15 protein-coding genes are annotated in these 15,826 nt (G+C 59.9%); 10 read left to right on the forward strand and 5 right to left on the reverse strand.

Translation table 11 applies throughout. The features are described from left to right. Positions 1-95: 95 nt before the first annotated feature. A complete protein-coding gene (locus AB8B29_RS23275; RefSeq protein ID WP_037197495.1) occupies positions 96-350 on the forward strand; it encodes a hypothetical protein in 255 nt (84 codons plus the stop codon). 414 nt (positions 351-764) lie between these two features. Beyond that, positions 765-905: a hypothetical protein gene (locus tag AB8B29_RS23280; RefSeq protein WP_167669602.1), complete on the forward strand. Its 141-nt coding sequence runs from the start codon at positions 765-767 to the stop codon at positions 903-905. A 23-nt stretch (positions 906-928) separates the two neighbouring features. On the opposite strand, the gene AB8B29_RS23285 is transcribed toward AB8B29_RS23280, so the two are convergent. The 3 genes from AB8B29_RS23285 to AB8B29_RS23295 all read right to left on the reverse strand — a co-directional run bounded on the left by AB8B29_RS23285 (position 929) and on the right by AB8B29_RS23295 (position 4,173). Then, the gene (locus AB8B29_RS23285; protein WP_037197496.1) at positions 929-2,155 is read right to left on the reverse strand and encodes an amidohydrolase family protein; all 1,227 of its coding nucleotides are present in this window, start codon (positions 2,153-2,155) and stop codon (positions 929-931) included. Between the two features lie 40 nt (positions 2,156-2,195). After that, positions 2,196-3,398 (reverse strand): amidohydrolase family protein, encoded by a 1,203-nt coding sequence (locus AB8B29_RS23290; protein ID WP_037197497.1) that lies wholly within the window; start codon positions 3,396-3,398, stop codon positions 2,196-2,198. A gap of 61 nt (positions 3,399-3,459) precedes the next feature. After that, positions 3,460-4,173 (reverse strand): GntR family transcriptional regulator, encoded by a 714-nt coding sequence (locus AB8B29_RS23295; RefSeq protein WP_037197498.1) that lies wholly within the window; start codon positions 4,171-4,173, stop codon positions 3,460-3,462. Positions 4,174-4,441: 268 nt separating this feature from the next. On the opposite strand from AB8B29_RS23295, the gene AB8B29_RS23300 reads away from it, so the two are divergent. From AB8B29_RS23300 to AB8B29_RS23320, 5 genes are all read left to right on the forward strand, one after another. Then, positions 4,442-5,530 (forward strand): ABC transporter ATP-binding protein, encoded by a 1,089-nt coding sequence (locus AB8B29_RS23300; RefSeq protein ID WP_037197499.1) that lies wholly within the window; start codon positions 4,442-4,444, stop codon positions 5,528-5,530. 29 nt (positions 5,531-5,559) lie between these two features. Then, positions 5,560-6,858, forward strand: a complete 1,299-nt coding sequence (locus AB8B29_RS23305; RefSeq protein WP_037197500.1) for an ABC transporter substrate-binding protein — start codon at positions 5,560-5,562, stop codon at positions 6,856-6,858. 77 nt (positions 6,859-6,935) lie between these two features. Further along, on the forward strand, positions 6,936-7,847 hold the full coding sequence (locus tag AB8B29_RS23310) for an ABC transporter permease (protein WP_037197502.1): 912 nt from the start codon (positions 6,936-6,938) through the stop codon (positions 7,845-7,847). A 1-nt stretch (position 7,848) separates the two neighbouring features. Then, positions 7,849-8,670, forward strand: a complete 822-nt coding sequence (locus tag AB8B29_RS23315) for an ABC transporter permease (RefSeq protein WP_113102280.1) — start codon at positions 7,849-7,851, stop codon at positions 8,668-8,670. 4 nt (positions 8,671-8,674) lie between these two features. Beyond that, complete coding sequence (locus AB8B29_RS23320; protein WP_037197506.1) at positions 8,675-9,418, forward strand: aspartate/glutamate racemase family protein; 744 nt, start codon at positions 8,675-8,677, stop codon at positions 9,416-9,418. A gap of 40 nt (positions 9,419-9,458) precedes the next feature. Here AB8B29_RS23320 and AB8B29_RS23325 read toward each other — a convergent pair whose 3' ends face one another. Then, positions 9,459-10,133 (reverse strand): helix-turn-helix transcriptional regulator, encoded by a 675-nt coding sequence (locus AB8B29_RS23325; protein ID WP_081938739.1) that lies wholly within the window; start codon positions 10,131-10,133, stop codon positions 9,459-9,461. 131 nt (positions 10,134-10,264) lie between these two features. On the opposite strand from AB8B29_RS23325, the gene AB8B29_RS23330 reads away from it, so the two are divergent. Both AB8B29_RS23330 and AB8B29_RS23335 read left to right on the forward strand, forming a co-directional pair. Next, positions 10,265-11,401, forward strand: coding sequence for an aminotransferase class I/II-fold pyridoxal phosphate-dependent enzyme (locus AB8B29_RS23330; RefSeq protein ID WP_113102281.1), 1,137 nt, complete (start codon positions 10,265-10,267; stop codon positions 11,399-11,401). Positions 11,402-11,558: 157 nt separating this feature from the next. Continuing rightward, on the forward strand, positions 11,559-12,854 hold the full coding sequence (locus AB8B29_RS23335) for a DUF763 domain-containing protein (protein WP_376774280.1): 1,296 nt from the start codon (positions 11,559-11,561) through the stop codon (positions 12,852-12,854). A gap of 53 nt (positions 12,855-12,907) precedes the next feature. Here AB8B29_RS23335 and AB8B29_RS23340 read toward each other — a convergent pair whose 3' ends face one another. Beyond that, positions 12,908-15,244, reverse strand: coding sequence for a glucose/quinate/shikimate family membrane-bound PQQ-dependent dehydrogenase (locus AB8B29_RS23340; RefSeq protein WP_037197509.1), 2,337 nt, complete (start codon positions 15,242-15,244; stop codon positions 12,908-12,910). Between the two features lie 357 nt (positions 15,245-15,601). On the opposite strand from AB8B29_RS23340, the gene AB8B29_RS23345 reads away from it, so the two are divergent. After that, a complete protein-coding gene (locus AB8B29_RS23345; RefSeq protein ID WP_037197510.1) occupies positions 15,602-15,790 on the forward strand; it encodes a hypothetical protein in 189 nt (62 codons plus the stop codon). Positions 15,791-15,826 lie beyond the last annotated feature (36 nt).

Consider the following 15,826-nt stretch of genomic DNA (forward strand, 5'->3'; position numbering starts at 1 on the left):
TGGGAAGAAGGCGGGACAGCGAGATCGCGCGGTCTTCAAGAGTGCTGATAGCGCTGATAGAAAGGGCCCAATGTGAGTCCCCGAGTTGGAAGAGAATGGCCGCGCGAGATCGATATTCACGGAAGCTGGAATGTGCGAGATGCGGGCACGCCGGTTTTGCCGAGGTTTCCGAGACCGACAACCGTCGGGCACCCAGCCGCGATTTCAAGATCGATGAGATGCCCCGCGGCTTCTCCACCGAACGGCCGTCGCCCGACCCGCGCAAGCATATGATGCGTTGCCGCTGCGGCGCCGTCTTCCGTTTCGAACAGGACACGGTCTATGCACCGGGCGGCGAGCCGCGCCGGTAGCAACATCGCTGCCAAAAAGAAAAAGGCCTCGCAAAGGCGAGGCCAAGCTTGTGCCGCTCCGGGGAAATCGGAAGCGACGTGGCGTTGTTTAGCGGTGGTCATTCTGCTCGGCTAGGTCAGATTGGGCGATAGCGGTACGCTCGCATAAAAAAGCTTTTCATCCCTGAACCATGTCGCCGATGCCGGCTGCTTTTGGCTTCTTCAGAGCATGGGTTGTAGCTCGTCAAGCTTCCCTATGGATGCGAAGGCCGAGAAGAAAACCATCTTTCCGTGTAAATGTGTTCAGCTACCGTTCATTTAGGCGCGGGCAAATAGATAGTTGCCGCAACGCCTTGCGGTTGTCGAGGCCCGACTACCTTGCGGCTTACGCCTGGTAGTCGGGCCTCGCAGATACTGAAAGACTTGGATATACGCATGCGGCTGCTTCTCGCTTTCATCGACTGGATTAGGCGTCGTCGCCAGCGGCGGCTGGAGGCCGAGACGATTCAGTATTCCGCCGACGATCCATGGATCTTGCAGCAGATCGAGAAATTCGAGCGGGAGTTGAAGCGATAGGCGGGTGAGGCCCCATTCGTGGCCTAGCTTGCAGGAGGCAACAGGCGCGGCTGCGGCCGTACGAACGTCTGCTTGCCGTTCTTCCAGCCGGCTATGGGCTGGCGGATTTCTCGGATCATCGATAGTGGATCGGCAGCGTCCGCTACTACTATATCCGCGGGTGCGCCCGGTTCCAGACCATAGTTGCGTCGCATCAGGCGGGCGGCATTGGCCGTAACCATGTCGAATGCCCTTCCGATATCTTCATCCCGCGAGAGTTGCGCCACATTGGCGAAGAGATTGGCCATGCGGCCAAGCGAGACGTCGCCGTAAGGAGTGAAGGGATTGAGAACATTGTTTGTCGCCGCCGTCACGGTGACGCCGCTGGCCGTAAGCAGCATCGCCGGAGCGAGGCCGCGCGGGATAAGATGATCCCTGTCACGGCCGAGCAGGAAGAGATCCGTTGCTGGTAGCACCGTCACGGCTATCCCGGCATCGGCAAGACGCGCGGCAAGCTCGTCGGCCGCCTGTGTCGACATGGCAGAAAGCTTCGTGGCATGGCCGATGGAAACACGGCCGCCATAGCCCCGCCGCTTGGTTTCCGCCACGACCGCCGGGATCGCGGAGCCTGACGGATTGAGATCGAAATCGAGATGGAAATCGACGTCGACACCATGGCGCTCGGCCAGATCGAAAATCCTGGTGATATGAGCCTGGGGATCGGGATCGGTGTAGGGACAGCCGCCGATGAGATCCGCCCCGTCGGTGAGCGCGCGATCCAGCATGTCCGTCGTTTCAGGCTCGTTCGTAAGGCCCTCCTGGGCAAAGGCACAGATCTGAATATCTATCGCCCAGGCATAGGTGCGCCTGATCTGCCTGATCGCATCCAGCGAACGAAAGCCGGCACGAGGATCGACCTCCACGAAGGTCCGCATCGCTGTCGTACCGTTCAGGATGGCATTTTCGACGACACGGGCCGCGCGTGCGTAGACGTCCTCGGTTGTGAAGCCGGCTTTTGCTTTGGCAGTCTCACGGACCGCTTCCTCCAGCGTTCCCTCGCATATCAGGCAGCGATCGAGAATGCAGGCCTTGTCGAGATGGATATGGCTATCGACGAAGCCGCCAAAGGCGAGGCAGCCGCACATATCCTGCCGCGGTGCATCGGTTGCCAAGGCATGTTCGATTGCGGCAATCCTGCCGTCCCTGATGCCGATGTCGAAGCAGCCCTCGCGGTTGGCGATACGAACATTAGAAATCACCAGGTCGAGCATCGGGCTACCTTATTTTCGCAAGCTGAATGCCGGTGCTTTGTCAGTTCCGCAGGACGGCACCGTCTCTGGCGATGAGCTTGCCGGCCTTGTAAACGCAACGCCCTTTCGGAACCGCGACGACCGCCTCGGGCACATGCTCAGCCTTCAAAGTCACAAAATCGGCTTTCGCGCCGACGCGCAAGCCATAGTCTTCAAGGCGCAGCGCCTTGGCACCGCTTTCGGTAACGATGTCGAAGGCGGCCCTCAGCTCGTCATCGGTATAGAAGCCGGAGCGATAGCCGATCATCATCGCGCGTCCGAGCATATCGCCATCGCCATAGGGCCACCAGGAGTCGCGAATGTTGTCGCTGCCGCTGAAGACGGTGACGCCTGCTGCGCGAAGCATAGCGACTGGCGGGAAGGCGTGATTGCCCGGCGCATTGGTCATGATGGAAACGCCGCTCTCGGCAATGAGAGTGGCGGCGCGCTTTGCCGCCTCGCTTGAGAGATCGCCGAGCCCGTAGGCGTGGCTGACCGCGACATGTCCGCCCATGGAAAGGGCGCGCGTGCGGGCGCAGATCTGCTCGATGGTGAACAGGCCGAGCGTGCCGCCATCATGGAGGTGAATATCGACATCGACGCCATGCTTTTCGGCAATACCGAAAACGACGTCGAGATGCTTCTCGACATCGCGGTCGAAGCTTGCCGGATCAAGGCCGCCGACGAGATCGGCACCCATCGCGACCGCTTCGTCCATCAATTGCGGCGTGCCGGGGCTCTTCAGAATGCCGCTTTGCGGAAAGGCGACAAGCTGGATATCGATCAGTCCGCGATATTCCTCACGCACGGCGAGCACGGTTTCGAGCGATTTCAGCCCAACGGAGCCGTCGACCATGACATGGCTGCGCATATGCGTGCTGCCATTGGCAATGCAGAGGTCGAGCTGGTTCCTCGCCCGCACGTCCATGGGCGCTGCCTGCGCCATGTTCTCAGCCTGAAATGCGACGCGTTCGTGGACGTCGAAGCCATTGGTGCAGGGCTTGTGCGGTATCCAGGCGTCGCCATAAAAACTTGTATCGAGATGGATATGTCCCTCGACAAAACCGGGAACGACCAGCGCGCCTTCGAGTTCGACGATCTCGCCCGCTGTGACTACCGATCCTGCCGGCTCGATCGAAACGATGCGTCCGTCAGTAACGCCGATGTCCTTTATTGCGCCGTCGGCGAGCTTGGCTCGGGTAAAAAGCGTCTCGATCGCGCTCAAATCTTTCTCCTTCACTGCTGAAACTCAATCGTTCGGGTGCCGCACCGATATGGGCGACCCCTTAGCGCTCGAAGGCTTCCTTGAGGCCAAAGCTCTTGCGCTCGCGCAGATCGAGATCGGCTTCGATATGCGCGATATGATGAAGCATCAGATGGCAGGCCGTATCGATATCCTTGCGTTCGAGCGCGGTGATGATGCCGCCATGTTCAGCATGGCCACAGCTCGAGGCGCTCGACTGGCCGTAGAGTGCGATCACCAGCGAGGAGCGCGCGACCAGCTCTTCCATGAAACGCTGCATGATGAGGTTGCCGGAAATCGAAGCCAGCATCAGATGGAAATCGCCTGATGCCTTGATCTCGGCGCGACGAGCGGATTGACCACGCTCGCTCATCAGCCGCCCTTCTTCTATGAGGAGCTGCCTCAGGTGCTTGAGCTGAGCCGGCGTGATACGTTCGGCCGCAGATTTGAGAATGCCGGGCTCCACCAGACGGCGAGCCGCGAAGATCTGTCTGGCCTCATCGGGGGAAGGGTAGGCGACAAAGGCACCTCTGTTCTTCTCGACGCTGACGAGACCCTCATAGGAAAGAGCCTGCAGGGCGGCGCGCGCCAGTGTGCGGCTGACATTGAACAGGCTGCCCACATCGCTCTCGGATAGTTTCGTACCGGGCGAGAGCCTGCGCTCGACGATTGCCTCGCGAAGGGCATCGCGGATCTGTTGTGCACCGTTTTCCGTGGAGTCGCCGGGCGCCTGCAGCGCGTCTGCTTGAGAATTCATGAAATCGCATACCTGATTATCAGAGAAATGATATCGCGGTTTGCTGCAAAAGTTAAACGGAATTTGATGCATAAATAAAGTCAAATCGTATACAATTATCTGCACTTATCGAGGACAATAGCCTATTTCATGTGCAGACGGTCGATTGCCTCGTGAAGGGTATTTATTTTAGATCTCTATAAAAATACAAAGATCGCAAACAGTTAGTGCGGCGCAGCAAAACTGGCACGATTGATGCACTGTCTTTCCCAGACAAAAGGGGAAGATGATGTCGAAAGCGGCAGAGATAGATATAGCGTCCGTTTCGAAGGTCTACGGCACGACGACGGCAGTGCATGCGATCAGCCTCAAAATACCGGCAGGGTCTTATTGTTGCTTTCTCGGCCCGTCCGGCTGCGGCAAGACATCGACCCTGCGCATGATCGCGGGGCATGAAAGCATTTCGTCGGGCGATGTCCGGCTGGGAAATATCGTCGTCACCGATTTTCCGCCTGCCAAGCGCGGCACGGCGATGATGTTCCAGTCCTACGCGCTGTTTCCGCATCTCGATCTCATCGACAACGTCGCCTTCAGCCTGAAGATGAAAGGTGTCGCCAAGGAGGAGCGTCGCGCCAAGGCGCTCGAAATGCTGAAGCTCATGCAGATGGAAGCCTATGCGACCCGCCGTCCGGCCCAGCTTTCGGGCGGCCAGCAACAGCGCGTGGCGCTCGCTCGCGCCCTGATCACCGATCCCGAGGCGTTGCTGCTGGACGAGCCCTTGTCGGCGCTCGATCCGTTCCTGAAGATCCGCATGCGCGCCGAGCTGAAAAAGCTGCAGAAGACGCTGGGCATCACCTTCGTCCATGTCACGCACAGCCAGGAAGAGGCGATGGCGCTTGCCGACATCATGGTCATCATGAACGACGGCCGCATCGAGCAGGCGGCTTCGCCGCGAGAGGTTTTCGAACGTCCTGCGACTGCCTTCGTTGCGCGCTTCATGGGCGACCACAATGTGCTGTCCGGCCGGGTGACGGCGAGCGATGACGGCATCATCACCATGACCGCGCCGGAAGGACAAAGCTTTTCCGTGCGGGGCGCCGGTCGCCAGGTCGGAGAGCCGGTCGACTTCGGTATCCGCACCGATCGCGTCCGCCTTTCGCAATCCGCCGAAAAGGGCCTCGGCTTCAATGGCGTCGTCTCCAACATCGAATACCGCGGAGCGACGGTGAAGATTACCGTCATCGGCGCCGGCAGCGACGATTTCACCGTTATCGCAAGCAACGACGATAGCGCCGCCAAATTCCTATCGGTCGGCGATGCCGTCTCTCTGAGTTGGGGCATGGAGGATGCCATCCTCCTCGGTCGCATTTCCGCATGAATCCTAAGCATCACAAAAGGGGAACTGACATGACCACTGAAACGAAGACTACCAAGGCAGCAAAGGGCATTTCCCGCCGTTCATTGCTGAAGACCGGCGCTGCTGCCGCCGGCGCCATCGCAGGCTCCGGCCTCATCACCGGCTTTCCGACCATCTGGGCACAGTCGAACATCACGCTGCGCCAGTTCGGCACCGGCGTTTCGAACATCAATGCCATTGCCGAGAAGTGCAAGGCTGATCTCGGCATCACGCTGGAGATGACCGCGACCGATTCCGACGCTGCCGCTCAGCGCGCCGTCACGCAGCCGAACAGCTACGACATCGCCGACATCGAATACTGGATCGCCAAGAAGGTGTTCCCCGTCGGCGTCCTACAGCCGATGGATGTCAAGAAGCTGAAATATTACGACAAGATCGTACCGCTGTTCATCAACGGCAAGCTGAAGCCGGACAGCGTCATCGCTCAGGGCACGGCGCCGCACACGGTCGGTTTCGTCGAAGGCCAGGGTTCCAAGAAATTCGCCAAGGAGCCGACGCAGTGGATGACGATGGTTCCGACCATCTATAACGCCGACACGCTCGGCATTCGTCCCGACCTGACAGGCCGTCCGATCACCAGCTGGGCCGATATTCTCGACCCGGCCTTCAAGGGCAAGACCGCCATCCTCAACATCCCGTCGATCGGCATTATGGATGCCGCAATGATCATGGAAGCCGCCGGCAAGATCAAATATGCCAACAAGGGCAACATGACGAAGGCGGAAATCGACAAGACGATCGATTTCCTGATCAAGACCAAGGGTGAAGGCCAGTTCCGCGCCTTCTGGAAGTCCTTCGACGAAAGCGTCAACCTGATGGCCTCAGGCGAAGTCGTCATCCAGTCGATGTGGTCGCCGGCTGTCGCTGCCGTTCGCTCGAAGGGCATCGCCTGCACCTTCCAGCCGCTCAAGGAAGGCTATCGCGCCTGGGGCGGCGGTCTCGGCCTCGCCTCGCATCTGAAGGGCGCCCAGCTCGACGCCGCCTATGAATACATCAACTGGTACACGTCCGGCTGGGTCGGCGGCTACCTCAACCGCCAAGGCTACTATTCCGCCTGCATGGAAACCGCCAAGGGCTTCATGTCGGCCGACGAATGGGGCTACTGGATCGAAGGCAAGCCGGCGCAGGGCGATATCCTGTCTCCGGAAGGCAAGGTCATGGAGAAGGCCGGCGCCGTTCGCGACGGCGGTTCCTTCGAGGCCCGCATGGGCGCGGTTGCTTGCTGGAACTCGGTCATGGACGAAGACCGCTACATGGTCCGCCGCTGGAACGAATTCATCGCGGCCTAATCGGTACCGCCTCTACCCATTAAATCCTCTCCCCGCCCACGTTGGGGGGAGGAAGCCGCTAACGGAGAAACCGGGCTATGGCGACGATCGCTTCATCAGAAACGGACCAAGCAACAGCAAAATCAGGGCGCAGCTTTCGCGTGCCCCTGGGGCTCGTTTCCTATCTCCAGGCAACGCCGCTCTTTCTGATCCTCGGCTTCTTCTTCCTGTTGCCGATCGCGATGATCGGCGTGGTCAGTTTCTGGGACTATGATTTCGCCGGCCTCTATCCCGCCTTCCTGACCACGAACTACACCGACACGCTAGGTTCATGGGTTACTTGGAAAACCTACCTCAACACATTGAAATTCACTGTCATTGTCTGGGGTCTGACACTATTCATCGGCTTCTGGGTCGCGTATTTCCTCGCTTTCCACATCCGCCGCACATCGACCCAGATGATCCTCTTTCTCGTCTGCACCGTGCCGTTCATGACATCGAACATCATCCGCATGATCTCGTGGATCCCGGTGCTCGGGCGCAACGGGCTGGTCAATTCGACGTTGATCGAGCTGGGCCTCATACCGAAGCCGATCGAATGGCTGCTCTATTCGGATTTCGCCGTCGTGCTGGCCATGGTGCACCTCTATACGCTGTTCATGGTGACGCCGATCTTCAACACGCTGATGCGCATCGATCGCTCGCTGTTCGAGGCCGCTCGCGACGCCGGCGCCAGCGGATGGCAGGTGCTCTGGAACGTGGTGATCCCGCTTGCCAAGCCCGGCATGGCGATCGGCAGCATCTTCGTCGTCACCCTCGTCATGGCGGATTTTTCGACCGTGCAGGTGATGTCCGGCGGCCAGAGCGCGTCCATCGCCCTGATGATGAAGAACCAGATGTCGCTGCTGCAATATCCGGCTGCGGCCGCCAATGCCGTGGTGCTGCTCGTCGTCGTGCTGCTGATGGTCGCCGCCATCCTGCGCATCGTCGATATCCGCAAGGAGCTTTGAGATGAACCACGAAAAGCGCAGCCTGGAATTTTATGTCCTGGCGATCTTCTTCACCATTTTCGTGCTGTTCCTTTACGGCCCGCTGTCGGCGATCGTCATCCTGTCCTTCCAGGGTCCAGATGGCGGCCTGACCTTTCCGTTGAACGGGATGTCGCTGCATTGGTTCGCCAATCTCTTCGAGAAGCAGGCGGTCGGCGATTTCGGCGCCTCGTTCCAGCGATCCCTGATCCTCGGCATCATGGTGATGATCGTGACCGTCGTCGTCTCGCTGTTGGCAGGCCTTGCTTTTCGCCGCCGGTTCCGCGGATCGACATTTCTGTTCTATGCCACGGTCGCGAGCCTCGTGGTGCCGTCGATCATCATCTCGCTCGGCATCGGCGTGGTCTTCCAGCAGGGCGGTCTTGCCCCCGCCTGGTATTCCTCGGCCTTCGGCGCGCATCTGACCTGGACCTTGCCCTTCGGCGTGCTGATCATGTTCGCCGTCTTCAACCGCTTCTCGCCAGCATATGAAGAAGCTGCGCGGGACCTGGGCGCCACGTCGTGGCAGACCTTCCGCCATGTCCTGCTGCCGATGATCGCGCCGAGCCTGATCGGCGTCGGCCTGTTCGGCTTCACTCTGTCCTATGACGAATTCGCCCGTACTTTGATGACGTCGGGCACCTACAACACCCTACCCCTCGAAATCTACGGGATGACGACGAATGTCACGACGCCGGTGCTCTATGCGCTCGGAACGGTGACGACGCTCTTCTCCTTCACCATCATTCTCCTGGCGCTCGCAATTATGACCATGCTTGGCCGCCGTCAGGCCAAGAAGAGCTGAGATCATGCGCCTATTGCTTATCAATCCGAATACGACCGCCTCCATGACCGAAAAGGCGGCGATAGCAGCACGCGCGGTTGCGGCTGCCGGCACCGAAATCATCGCCGCCACCTCGCAGATGGGACCGGCCTCCATCGAAGGCTATTATGATGGAGCCCTTGCCGTGCCCGGCCTGCTGCGCGAACTGAAGGAACGGCAGGCCGCAGGCTACGATGCCGCGATCATCTGCTGTTTCGATGATACCGGCCTCGAGGCGGCACGCATGTTTTGCGATGTTCCGGTTGTCGGGCTCTGCGAATCGGCCGTCGCAACGGCTGCTTTCCTGGCGCAACGATTCAGCGTGGTGACCACGCTGGAGCGGTCGCGGATCCTGATCGATAACCTCGTCCAGCGTTATGGCATGGGTGGTCGCGCCAGGGTGCGCGCTTCCGATATCCCGGTTCTGGAACTTGAGAATGCGTCTTCCGGCGCGATCGGAAAATTACGGGCGGAAATCGAACGCGCGCTCACCGATGACGGTGCGGAGGCGATCGTGCTCGGCTGTGCCGGCATGACGGATCTTGCGCGGGAATTGCAGGAGATCTACGGCGTCCCGGTGGTGGACGGCGTGGCCGCGGCGGTCAAACAGGCCGAAGCGCTCGTTTCACTCGGCCTCTCAACCAGCAAACGCAGCTCCTATGCCTCGCCCCTACCGAAGTCCTTTTCCGGCGCGATGAGCGATTTTGCTCCAATCTCCGCATCGGCCTGAGTTCGCCATCACCGTTCGGCCACCGAGCGCCACAGGCGCCTCAGGCGTTCGTCGTCTGCAGCTTCTTTTGTCGAGCCTCGCGCAGATGCTTGTAGACGGTTGCCCGTGAAATGCCGAGCAACCGGGCGAGATAGGGGACCAGATTGCGGATGGAAAAGTAGCCCTCCTGTTCCAGCATCTCGACGAGGGCGGCGTGGTCTTCCCTGGCGAGTGCGGAGGCGGCCAGCCCCCGTTCACCGAGAAAATCCGCGATCGCGGCATTGACCGTCTCCTGCCAATCGGCGCGGAAAAGCGCGGATGGCTGCGCCCCGGCACCCTGAAATGCCGCCAGGAGGTTCAGCGCGTCCCGTGCCGCTTCGATCGGTGCTATATCGAAATTGATGCATAGCAGTCCGAACGGCTCGCCGGCCGTGTTCCGCAGCACTGAGGTGATGGACTTGAGTTGGCGCCCGTCGAAATTCGTCTTCCGATAAGGACCGATGACATCTGCGCCCAAAGACCCAATATCTTTCAACTCTGCAAGCGACGAGCCGCCGACTTCGCGCCGCGACAGGTTGTTGGCGATATAGGCGATCGTCTGCGTTCTCAGATCGTGGATGACGACTTCTGCATGTGGCTTGAGCAAGGTCGCCACCGCCTCGGCAATGGGCGCGAAGACCATAATGTCCTCGCTTGCAGTCGATCCATGCATGTTCGAGGCTGTCTTTCCTGGCATCGCTGCACTCCAGCTAAGGGAATAGACAAAAACTCTGTATTTGACAATTTGTCAACTCGCTTCTAGTTTTGCGGCCGTAGGGAGTTGGTGCCAACCGGTACCGGTCACCATAGATGTCGGAGAAATGCACCATGCCGCTGCTGCCAGATTTCAAGCTCGAGACCTATTTTTCGAGGTGGGAGTTCAGCGCGCGCTATCACATGACCGCCTCCGACGCGCAGAGTATGACGATGGCGGAGCTGCTTGATATGGCGACGCCGGAGCAGCGACAAACTCATGAGAACCTATGGCTTGGCTATACGGAGACCTTCGGTGATCCGGCACTGCGCGACATCATCGCCGGCCTGCATCTGCAGATGCAGCGAGCGGATATCCTTTGCTTCGCCGGAGCGGAGGAGGGCATCTACATCGCCATGCATGCGCTTCTCGAAAAGGGCGACCATGCGATCGTCGTGACACCCAATTACCAATCGTCCGAAACGATACCGTTGAGCATCTGCGACGTCTCTGCCGTGGCGCTTGATCCGCATGACGGCTGGTCGCTCGATATCGACGCGGTCAGCGCGGCAATCCGGCCGAATACCAAGCTGATTTCGATCAATTTCCCGCACAATCCCACAGGCAAGGTCCTTGAAAGGGAGCGGTTCGATGCGCTGGTGGATCTCTGCCGCCGGCATGGCATCTGGCTCTTCAGCGACGAAGTCTATCGCGGCCTGACCGTCGAAGGCAAACCGGTATTGCCGGCGGCGGCCGACGCCTATGAGCGGGGCCTGTCGCTGGGCGTGATGTCGAAAGCCTATGGACTGCCGGGCCTGCGCATCGGCTGGATCGCCTGCCGCGATCACGGGGTGATTTCGAAGATGGAGCGGATGAAACACTATCTCTCCATCTGCAATGCCGGCCCGAGCGAAAGCCTGGCGAAAATCGCCTTGCTCAATGCCGACAGGATCCTCGACCGCAACAACCGGCTGATCGCCTCCAATCTGGTAAAGTTGAAGGCGCTGTTTGCCGAGTTCGAGCATCTGTTCGATTGGTACACGCCCGATGGCGGCTGCGTCTGCTATCCGCGCTACAAGGGGAGGGACGGCGTGGAGAATTTTGCGCATGATCTGGTGGAACGATCCGGCGTGCTGCTGTTGCCCGCCAGCCTTTACCGCTCGGATCTCAACTCGACGCCGAACGATCGATTCCGCATAGGTTTCGGCCGCGCCAATATCGATGAAGGCATTACGGCAATGCGCTCCTATCTGCTGCGCAATCGCTCTTGAGTGCCATCTGACTGTCAATAATCAGGGGAAGATCCCGCCCACGATTGACGCTCGTCGGGCAAGGCGGTCCCGGATCCGGTGGGGCTCGATAAAAGACGGTGCGGATGGCGCAAATCGGCCGTTCGCACTACATTCAGCTTTCCGAAGATCGTGGGTGATGAACTTGGCACACAGAACTGGAAAGGCTGATCTTCCCTTGCATGGCGGCCGCGTGCCGCGCTGGCTGGGAGACCGGATGACGCGCCTGGGCGCCGTGATCACCGAGGCGATCGTGCAGCATTACGGACGCGATGAGCTGTTCCGCCGGCTCGCCAATCCCTTCTGGTTCCAGTCCTTCGGCGCTGTCATGGGCATGGACTGGCATTCCTCCGGCATCACGACCAGCGTCCTCGGCGCGTTGAAACGCGGCCTGACACCGCTTTCCGGCGAGCTTGGGATCCATGTCTGCGGCGGCCGCGGCTCGCATTCACGGAAGACGCCGGGTGAATTGGTTGATATCGGCGATCGCGTGGGCATCGACGGCACATCGCTTGCCACCACCAGCCGATTGATTGCAAAAGTCGATAGTGCGGCCTTGCAGGATGGCTTTGATCTCTATCTGCACGGGTTCATCGTGGCGGACGACGGCAAATGGGTTGTTGTCCAGCAGGGAATGAACGGCGATCGGCGCCAGGCGCGCCGGTATCACTGGCTGTCCGAAGGGCTAACGAGCTTTCTCGATTCTCCCCATGCGGCAATCGAGGGAAGGGAGCAGGGTGAGATCATCAATCTTGCCGATCGTCGCGCCGAGCGCTCCCGCAATGGGCAACTGGATCTCCTCACTTCACTGGGTCCAGATAAAATTATCCGTGAATTCAATGCGCTGGAAGGACAAGCTCCAGCAAGTAGAAAACACGATGCGCAACCGATGTTGCCGCATCTCATCATGCCCGCACATCACGACGTGCGCCAGGAGGATGTGAACATGCGGCGTTTGCATGGAAATCTCGCGGCGGCTGCCGATCGCGGTCCAGTGGATTTCGAGGAGCTGCTGTTGACGCCTGGCGTTGGCGCACGGACGGTGAAGGCATTGGCGATGGTCGCCGAAGTCGTTCATGGCGCACCGTGCCGCTTCTCCGATCCGGCACGCTTTTCGCTCGCCCATGGCGGCAAGGATCGGCATCCTTTTCCAGTTCCGTTGAAGGTCTATGACGAGACGATCAGCGTGATGAAATCCGCGGTGAAGAAGGGGCGTCTTGGGCGCGACGAAGAACTGGCTGCGCTGAAGCGCCTGGACGATCAGTCCCGAGTTCTGGAGCGATATGTCACCGGACCCGATCTCAAGGAGATCATCGCCGGCGAATTCGACAGATCTTCGTCCTATGGCGGCCGTAGCGTCTTCGGATGGGAGGAGCCCCCTGCGAGTTCCGAAGGCAATGGCACGTCGAGCCGCGTCCGCTCTTCGAAGAACTGACTGCAAGCTTCAGGTGAAAGGGGGCGAGCAGGCCCGCCCGTTTCAAGGTCAACTCATGGCAGGGTGTAGCCGATGACGTAGTCGCCCGGCTTGGTGCCGACGGAGCCATGACCACCGGCCACCATGACGACATATTGTTTATTGTCGCTGGCGGTGTAGGTCATCGGCGTTGCCTGGCCGCCCGCCGGCAGGCGCGCCTGCCAGAGCTGCTTGCCGCTTGTCACGTCGTAGGCCCGCAGATAATCGTCCACGGCCGCAGCCAGGAAAGCAACGCCGCCCTTGGTGACGATCGGTCCGCCGATACCGGGAACGCCGACCTTGATGGGCAGCGGCAGCGGCGTCATGTCGTAGATGGTGCCGTTCTTGTGCTTGTAGGCGATCTTGCCGGTCTTCAGGTCGACGCCGGCGACGTAGCCCCAGGGCGGCGCCTGGCAGGGAATGCCGAGTGGCCCGAGAAACGGCCCCATATAGACGCCGTAAGGAGAGCCTTCGTTGCGGTTCAAGCCCTGCTCGCTGCCCTTGTCCCCCGCTCCCTTCGGCGGGATCTCGGCGCGCGGCACGAGCCGCGACGTGAAGGCCAGGTACGTCGGCATGCCGAACATGATTTGGCGTTCCGGGTCGACGGCGACGCTGCCCCAGTTGAAAGTGCCGAAATTGCCGGGATAGATGATGGAGCCACGCAGCGACGGGGGCGTGTATCGACCTTCATACTGATGTCGATGGAAGGAAATGCGGCAGGCAAGCTGATCGAACAGCGAGACGCCCCACATATCCTTTTCCTGCAATGGAGGCGGCGAAAAGGTCAGATCCGAGATCGGCTGCGTTGGAGAGGCGTGATCCTCCGGAATGGTGCCGCCAGGCGCGGGGATTTCCTTAAAGGGAATGATCGCAGCGCCAGTGCGACGATCGAGGACGTATAGATCGCCCTGTTTGGTCGAGGCGACGAGCGCGGGGATCACGGAGCCATCGGCCTTTGTCAGGTCGAAGAGCACGGGCTGCGCCGGTACGTCCATGTCCCAGAGATCGTGATGGACGAATTGTTGCACCCATTTGAGCTGGCCCGTGTTGATGTCCAGCGCGACCATCGATGAGGAGAAGCGCTCGACATTGGCGCTGCGTCCCATGCCCAGCTGATCGGGCGTTTGGTTGCCAAGCGGGATATAGACCATGCCGAGCGCTTCATCGGCACTGGAGATCGACCAGCTGTTCGGCGAATTGGTGGTATAGGTCTGCCCGGCGGGCAGGGGTGCCGTTTGGTCGGGGTTGCCCGAATCCCAGTTCCAGAGCAGTGCGCCGGTCCTGGCGTCGAAGGCGCGGATGACGCCGGATTGCTCCTGCGTCGAATAGTTGTCGTTGACCGCGCCGCCGATGATGATCTTGTCTGCGACGATGACGGGCGGCGATGTGGAATAGTAGTAACCGGCCGGATTGTATTTCATGCCGGTTTCGAGATGGAGCGTGCCCTGATCGGCGAAGCTCGGGCAGACCTTGCCATTGGCTGCGTCAAGGGCGATCAGCCGGGCGTCGGAGGTCGGCAGGTAGACGCGGTCGGCGCAAGGCGCTCCGGCGGTGACGGTCTTGTCGTGATAGTAGGAGACGCCGCGGCAGGTCTGATGCTGACGATTGGGGTTCATCCCGGCATTCGCATCGTAACGCCATTTTTCCTTGCCGTCCTTGGCATCGATCGCAATCGCCAGGCTGTGCGGCGTGCACAGGAACAGCGTGTCGCCGACCTTGAGCGGCGTGACCTGATAGGTTGTCTCGCCAATATCGTCCGGGCGTTTCACGTCGCCGGTCTGGTAACGCCACACTTCCTTGAGGGTGGCGACATTCCGCGCATTGATCTGGTCGAGCGGCGAATAGCGCTGGCCGAAAGATGTGCGGCCATATTGATGCCATTCGCCATTCGGCACATTGCCTCCCACGGGAGCGTTCGCCACAACCGTCGTCGGCAGATCGCCTGAGAGGTCGTGAGGGTCGGTCGTCATGGAATAAACTGCAATGAGAACGGCGATGATCAGGGGTATCGCGAGCGGCCAGGGATTGGCCCCATAGTGGACACCATCAAGGCTGCGAAACCCCAGTGGGCGCCGGATCCATGGTGTCAGCAGCCATAGTCCGATCAGGATGATCAGTCCGCCGCGCGGACCGAGCTGCCACCAGTCGAACCCCACCTCCCATATGGCCCAGCCAAGCGCGGCGATTACGAAAATCGCATAGAGCCAGAGCGCGGCCACCTTGCGCATGGAGAGCAAAATCGCCGTCGCGAGAAAGGCGATGCCGGCGAGAAGGTAGAAGAAGCTGCCGCCGAGCAGCACAAGCCAAAGCCCGCCGCCGCCGAGCGCGAGCCCGATAAGCGCCAGAATGATCGATGTTATGAGAATGGCCATGATCTGCTCCAGTCTATCCGCCGATTTGACAGTGATTGATCGAAGGCATGCAAAGGCGCGGCCGGAATCCCTAACAGGATCTGGAACCGAAAGAGGTCGAAGTCGATGAGAATTGCATTGGCGGCTGCAACCGGCGCCGTGTGCTGGGCGATTTGGATCGATACATCAAGCCCTCCAATCCAGTTGGAGATTGAACGCCAAGATTGCAACAATGTTCCAATCCGGCGAGCCGTTCAAGTTCGATACCGCAGCGCCCGATTTGATTAACGGACGTAGTTAATTTTTTAACAATTGTGCGGATACTAGTGGAACAAACCATGGAATCAAGGGTTTCCGTGCCAAGCCGGAGGAATCGAGATGAATTTGAAGATCGTCACTGCACAGTCGGAGGTAGAGACCGACGACACCGGAACCTATCCGGATGGCATGGTGGAGCGCATTCTTATCGACTTCTCCACAAGCCACGAGCAACAGCACCGCAAATCGCATGAGCGTGACTATGGCGCGCGCAAGGTGATCAGACCCATCCCCGTTGGTCTGATCTAGGTTCATTCACAGCAATTGCTGATCAAGCCTTGGGGG

The organism is Rhizobium sp. 11_C7_N12_5, from assembly GCF_051811145.1.
In the GTDB taxonomy this organism is placed as follows: Bacteria; Pseudomonadota; Alphaproteobacteria; order Rhizobiales; family Rhizobiaceae; genus Rhizobium; species Rhizobium lusitanum.

Coding starts and splice junctions, on each gene's coding strand:
- AB8B29_RS23295 (WP_037197498.1), bottom strand. CDS start 4,173: ATGAATTCTCAAGCAGACGCGCTGCAGGCGCCCGGCGACTCCACGGAA.
- AB8B29_RS23305 (WP_037197500.1), top strand. CDS start 5,560: ATGACCACTGAAACGAAGACTACCAAGGCAGCAAAGGGCATTTCCCGC.
- AB8B29_RS23310 (WP_037197502.1), top strand. CDS start 6,936: ATGGCGACGATCGCTTCATCAGAAACGGACCAAGCAACAGCAAAATCA.
- AB8B29_RS23330 (WP_113102281.1), top strand. CDS start 10,265: ATGCCGCTGCTGCCAGATTTCAAGCTCGAGACCTATTTTTCGAGGTGG.
- AB8B29_RS23315 (WP_113102280.1), top strand. CDS start 7,849: ATGAACCACGAAAAGCGCAGCCTGGAATTTTATGTCCTGGCGATCTTC.
- AB8B29_RS23320 (WP_037197506.1), top strand. CDS start 8,675: ATGCGCCTATTGCTTATCAATCCGAATACGACCGCCTCCATGACCGAA.
- AB8B29_RS23335 (WP_376774280.1), top strand. CDS start 11,559: ATGAACTTGGCACACAGAACTGGAAAGGCTGATCTTCCCTTGCATGGC.
- AB8B29_RS23345 (WP_037197510.1), top strand. CDS start 15,602: ATGAATTTGAAGATCGTCACTGCACAGTCGGAGGTAGAGACCGACGAC.
- AB8B29_RS23285 (WP_037197496.1), bottom strand. CDS start 2,155: ATGCTCGACCTGGTGATTTCTAATGTTCGTATCGCCAACCGCGAGGGC.
- AB8B29_RS23300 (WP_037197499.1), top strand. CDS start 4,442: ATGTCGAAAGCGGCAGAGATAGATATAGCGTCCGTTTCGAAGGTCTAC.
- AB8B29_RS23325 (WP_081938739.1), bottom strand. CDS start 10,133: ATGCCAGGAAAGACAGCCTCGAACATGCATGGATCGACTGCAAGCGAG.
- AB8B29_RS23275 (WP_037197495.1), top strand. CDS start 96: ATGGCCGCGCGAGATCGATATTCACGGAAGCTGGAATGTGCGAGATGC.
- AB8B29_RS23340 (WP_037197509.1), bottom strand. CDS start 15,244: ATGGCCATTCTCATAACATCGATCATTCTGGCGCTTATCGGGCTCGCG.
- AB8B29_RS23280 (WP_167669602.1), top strand. CDS start 765: ATGCGGCTGCTTCTCGCTTTCATCGACTGGATTAGGCGTCGTCGCCAG.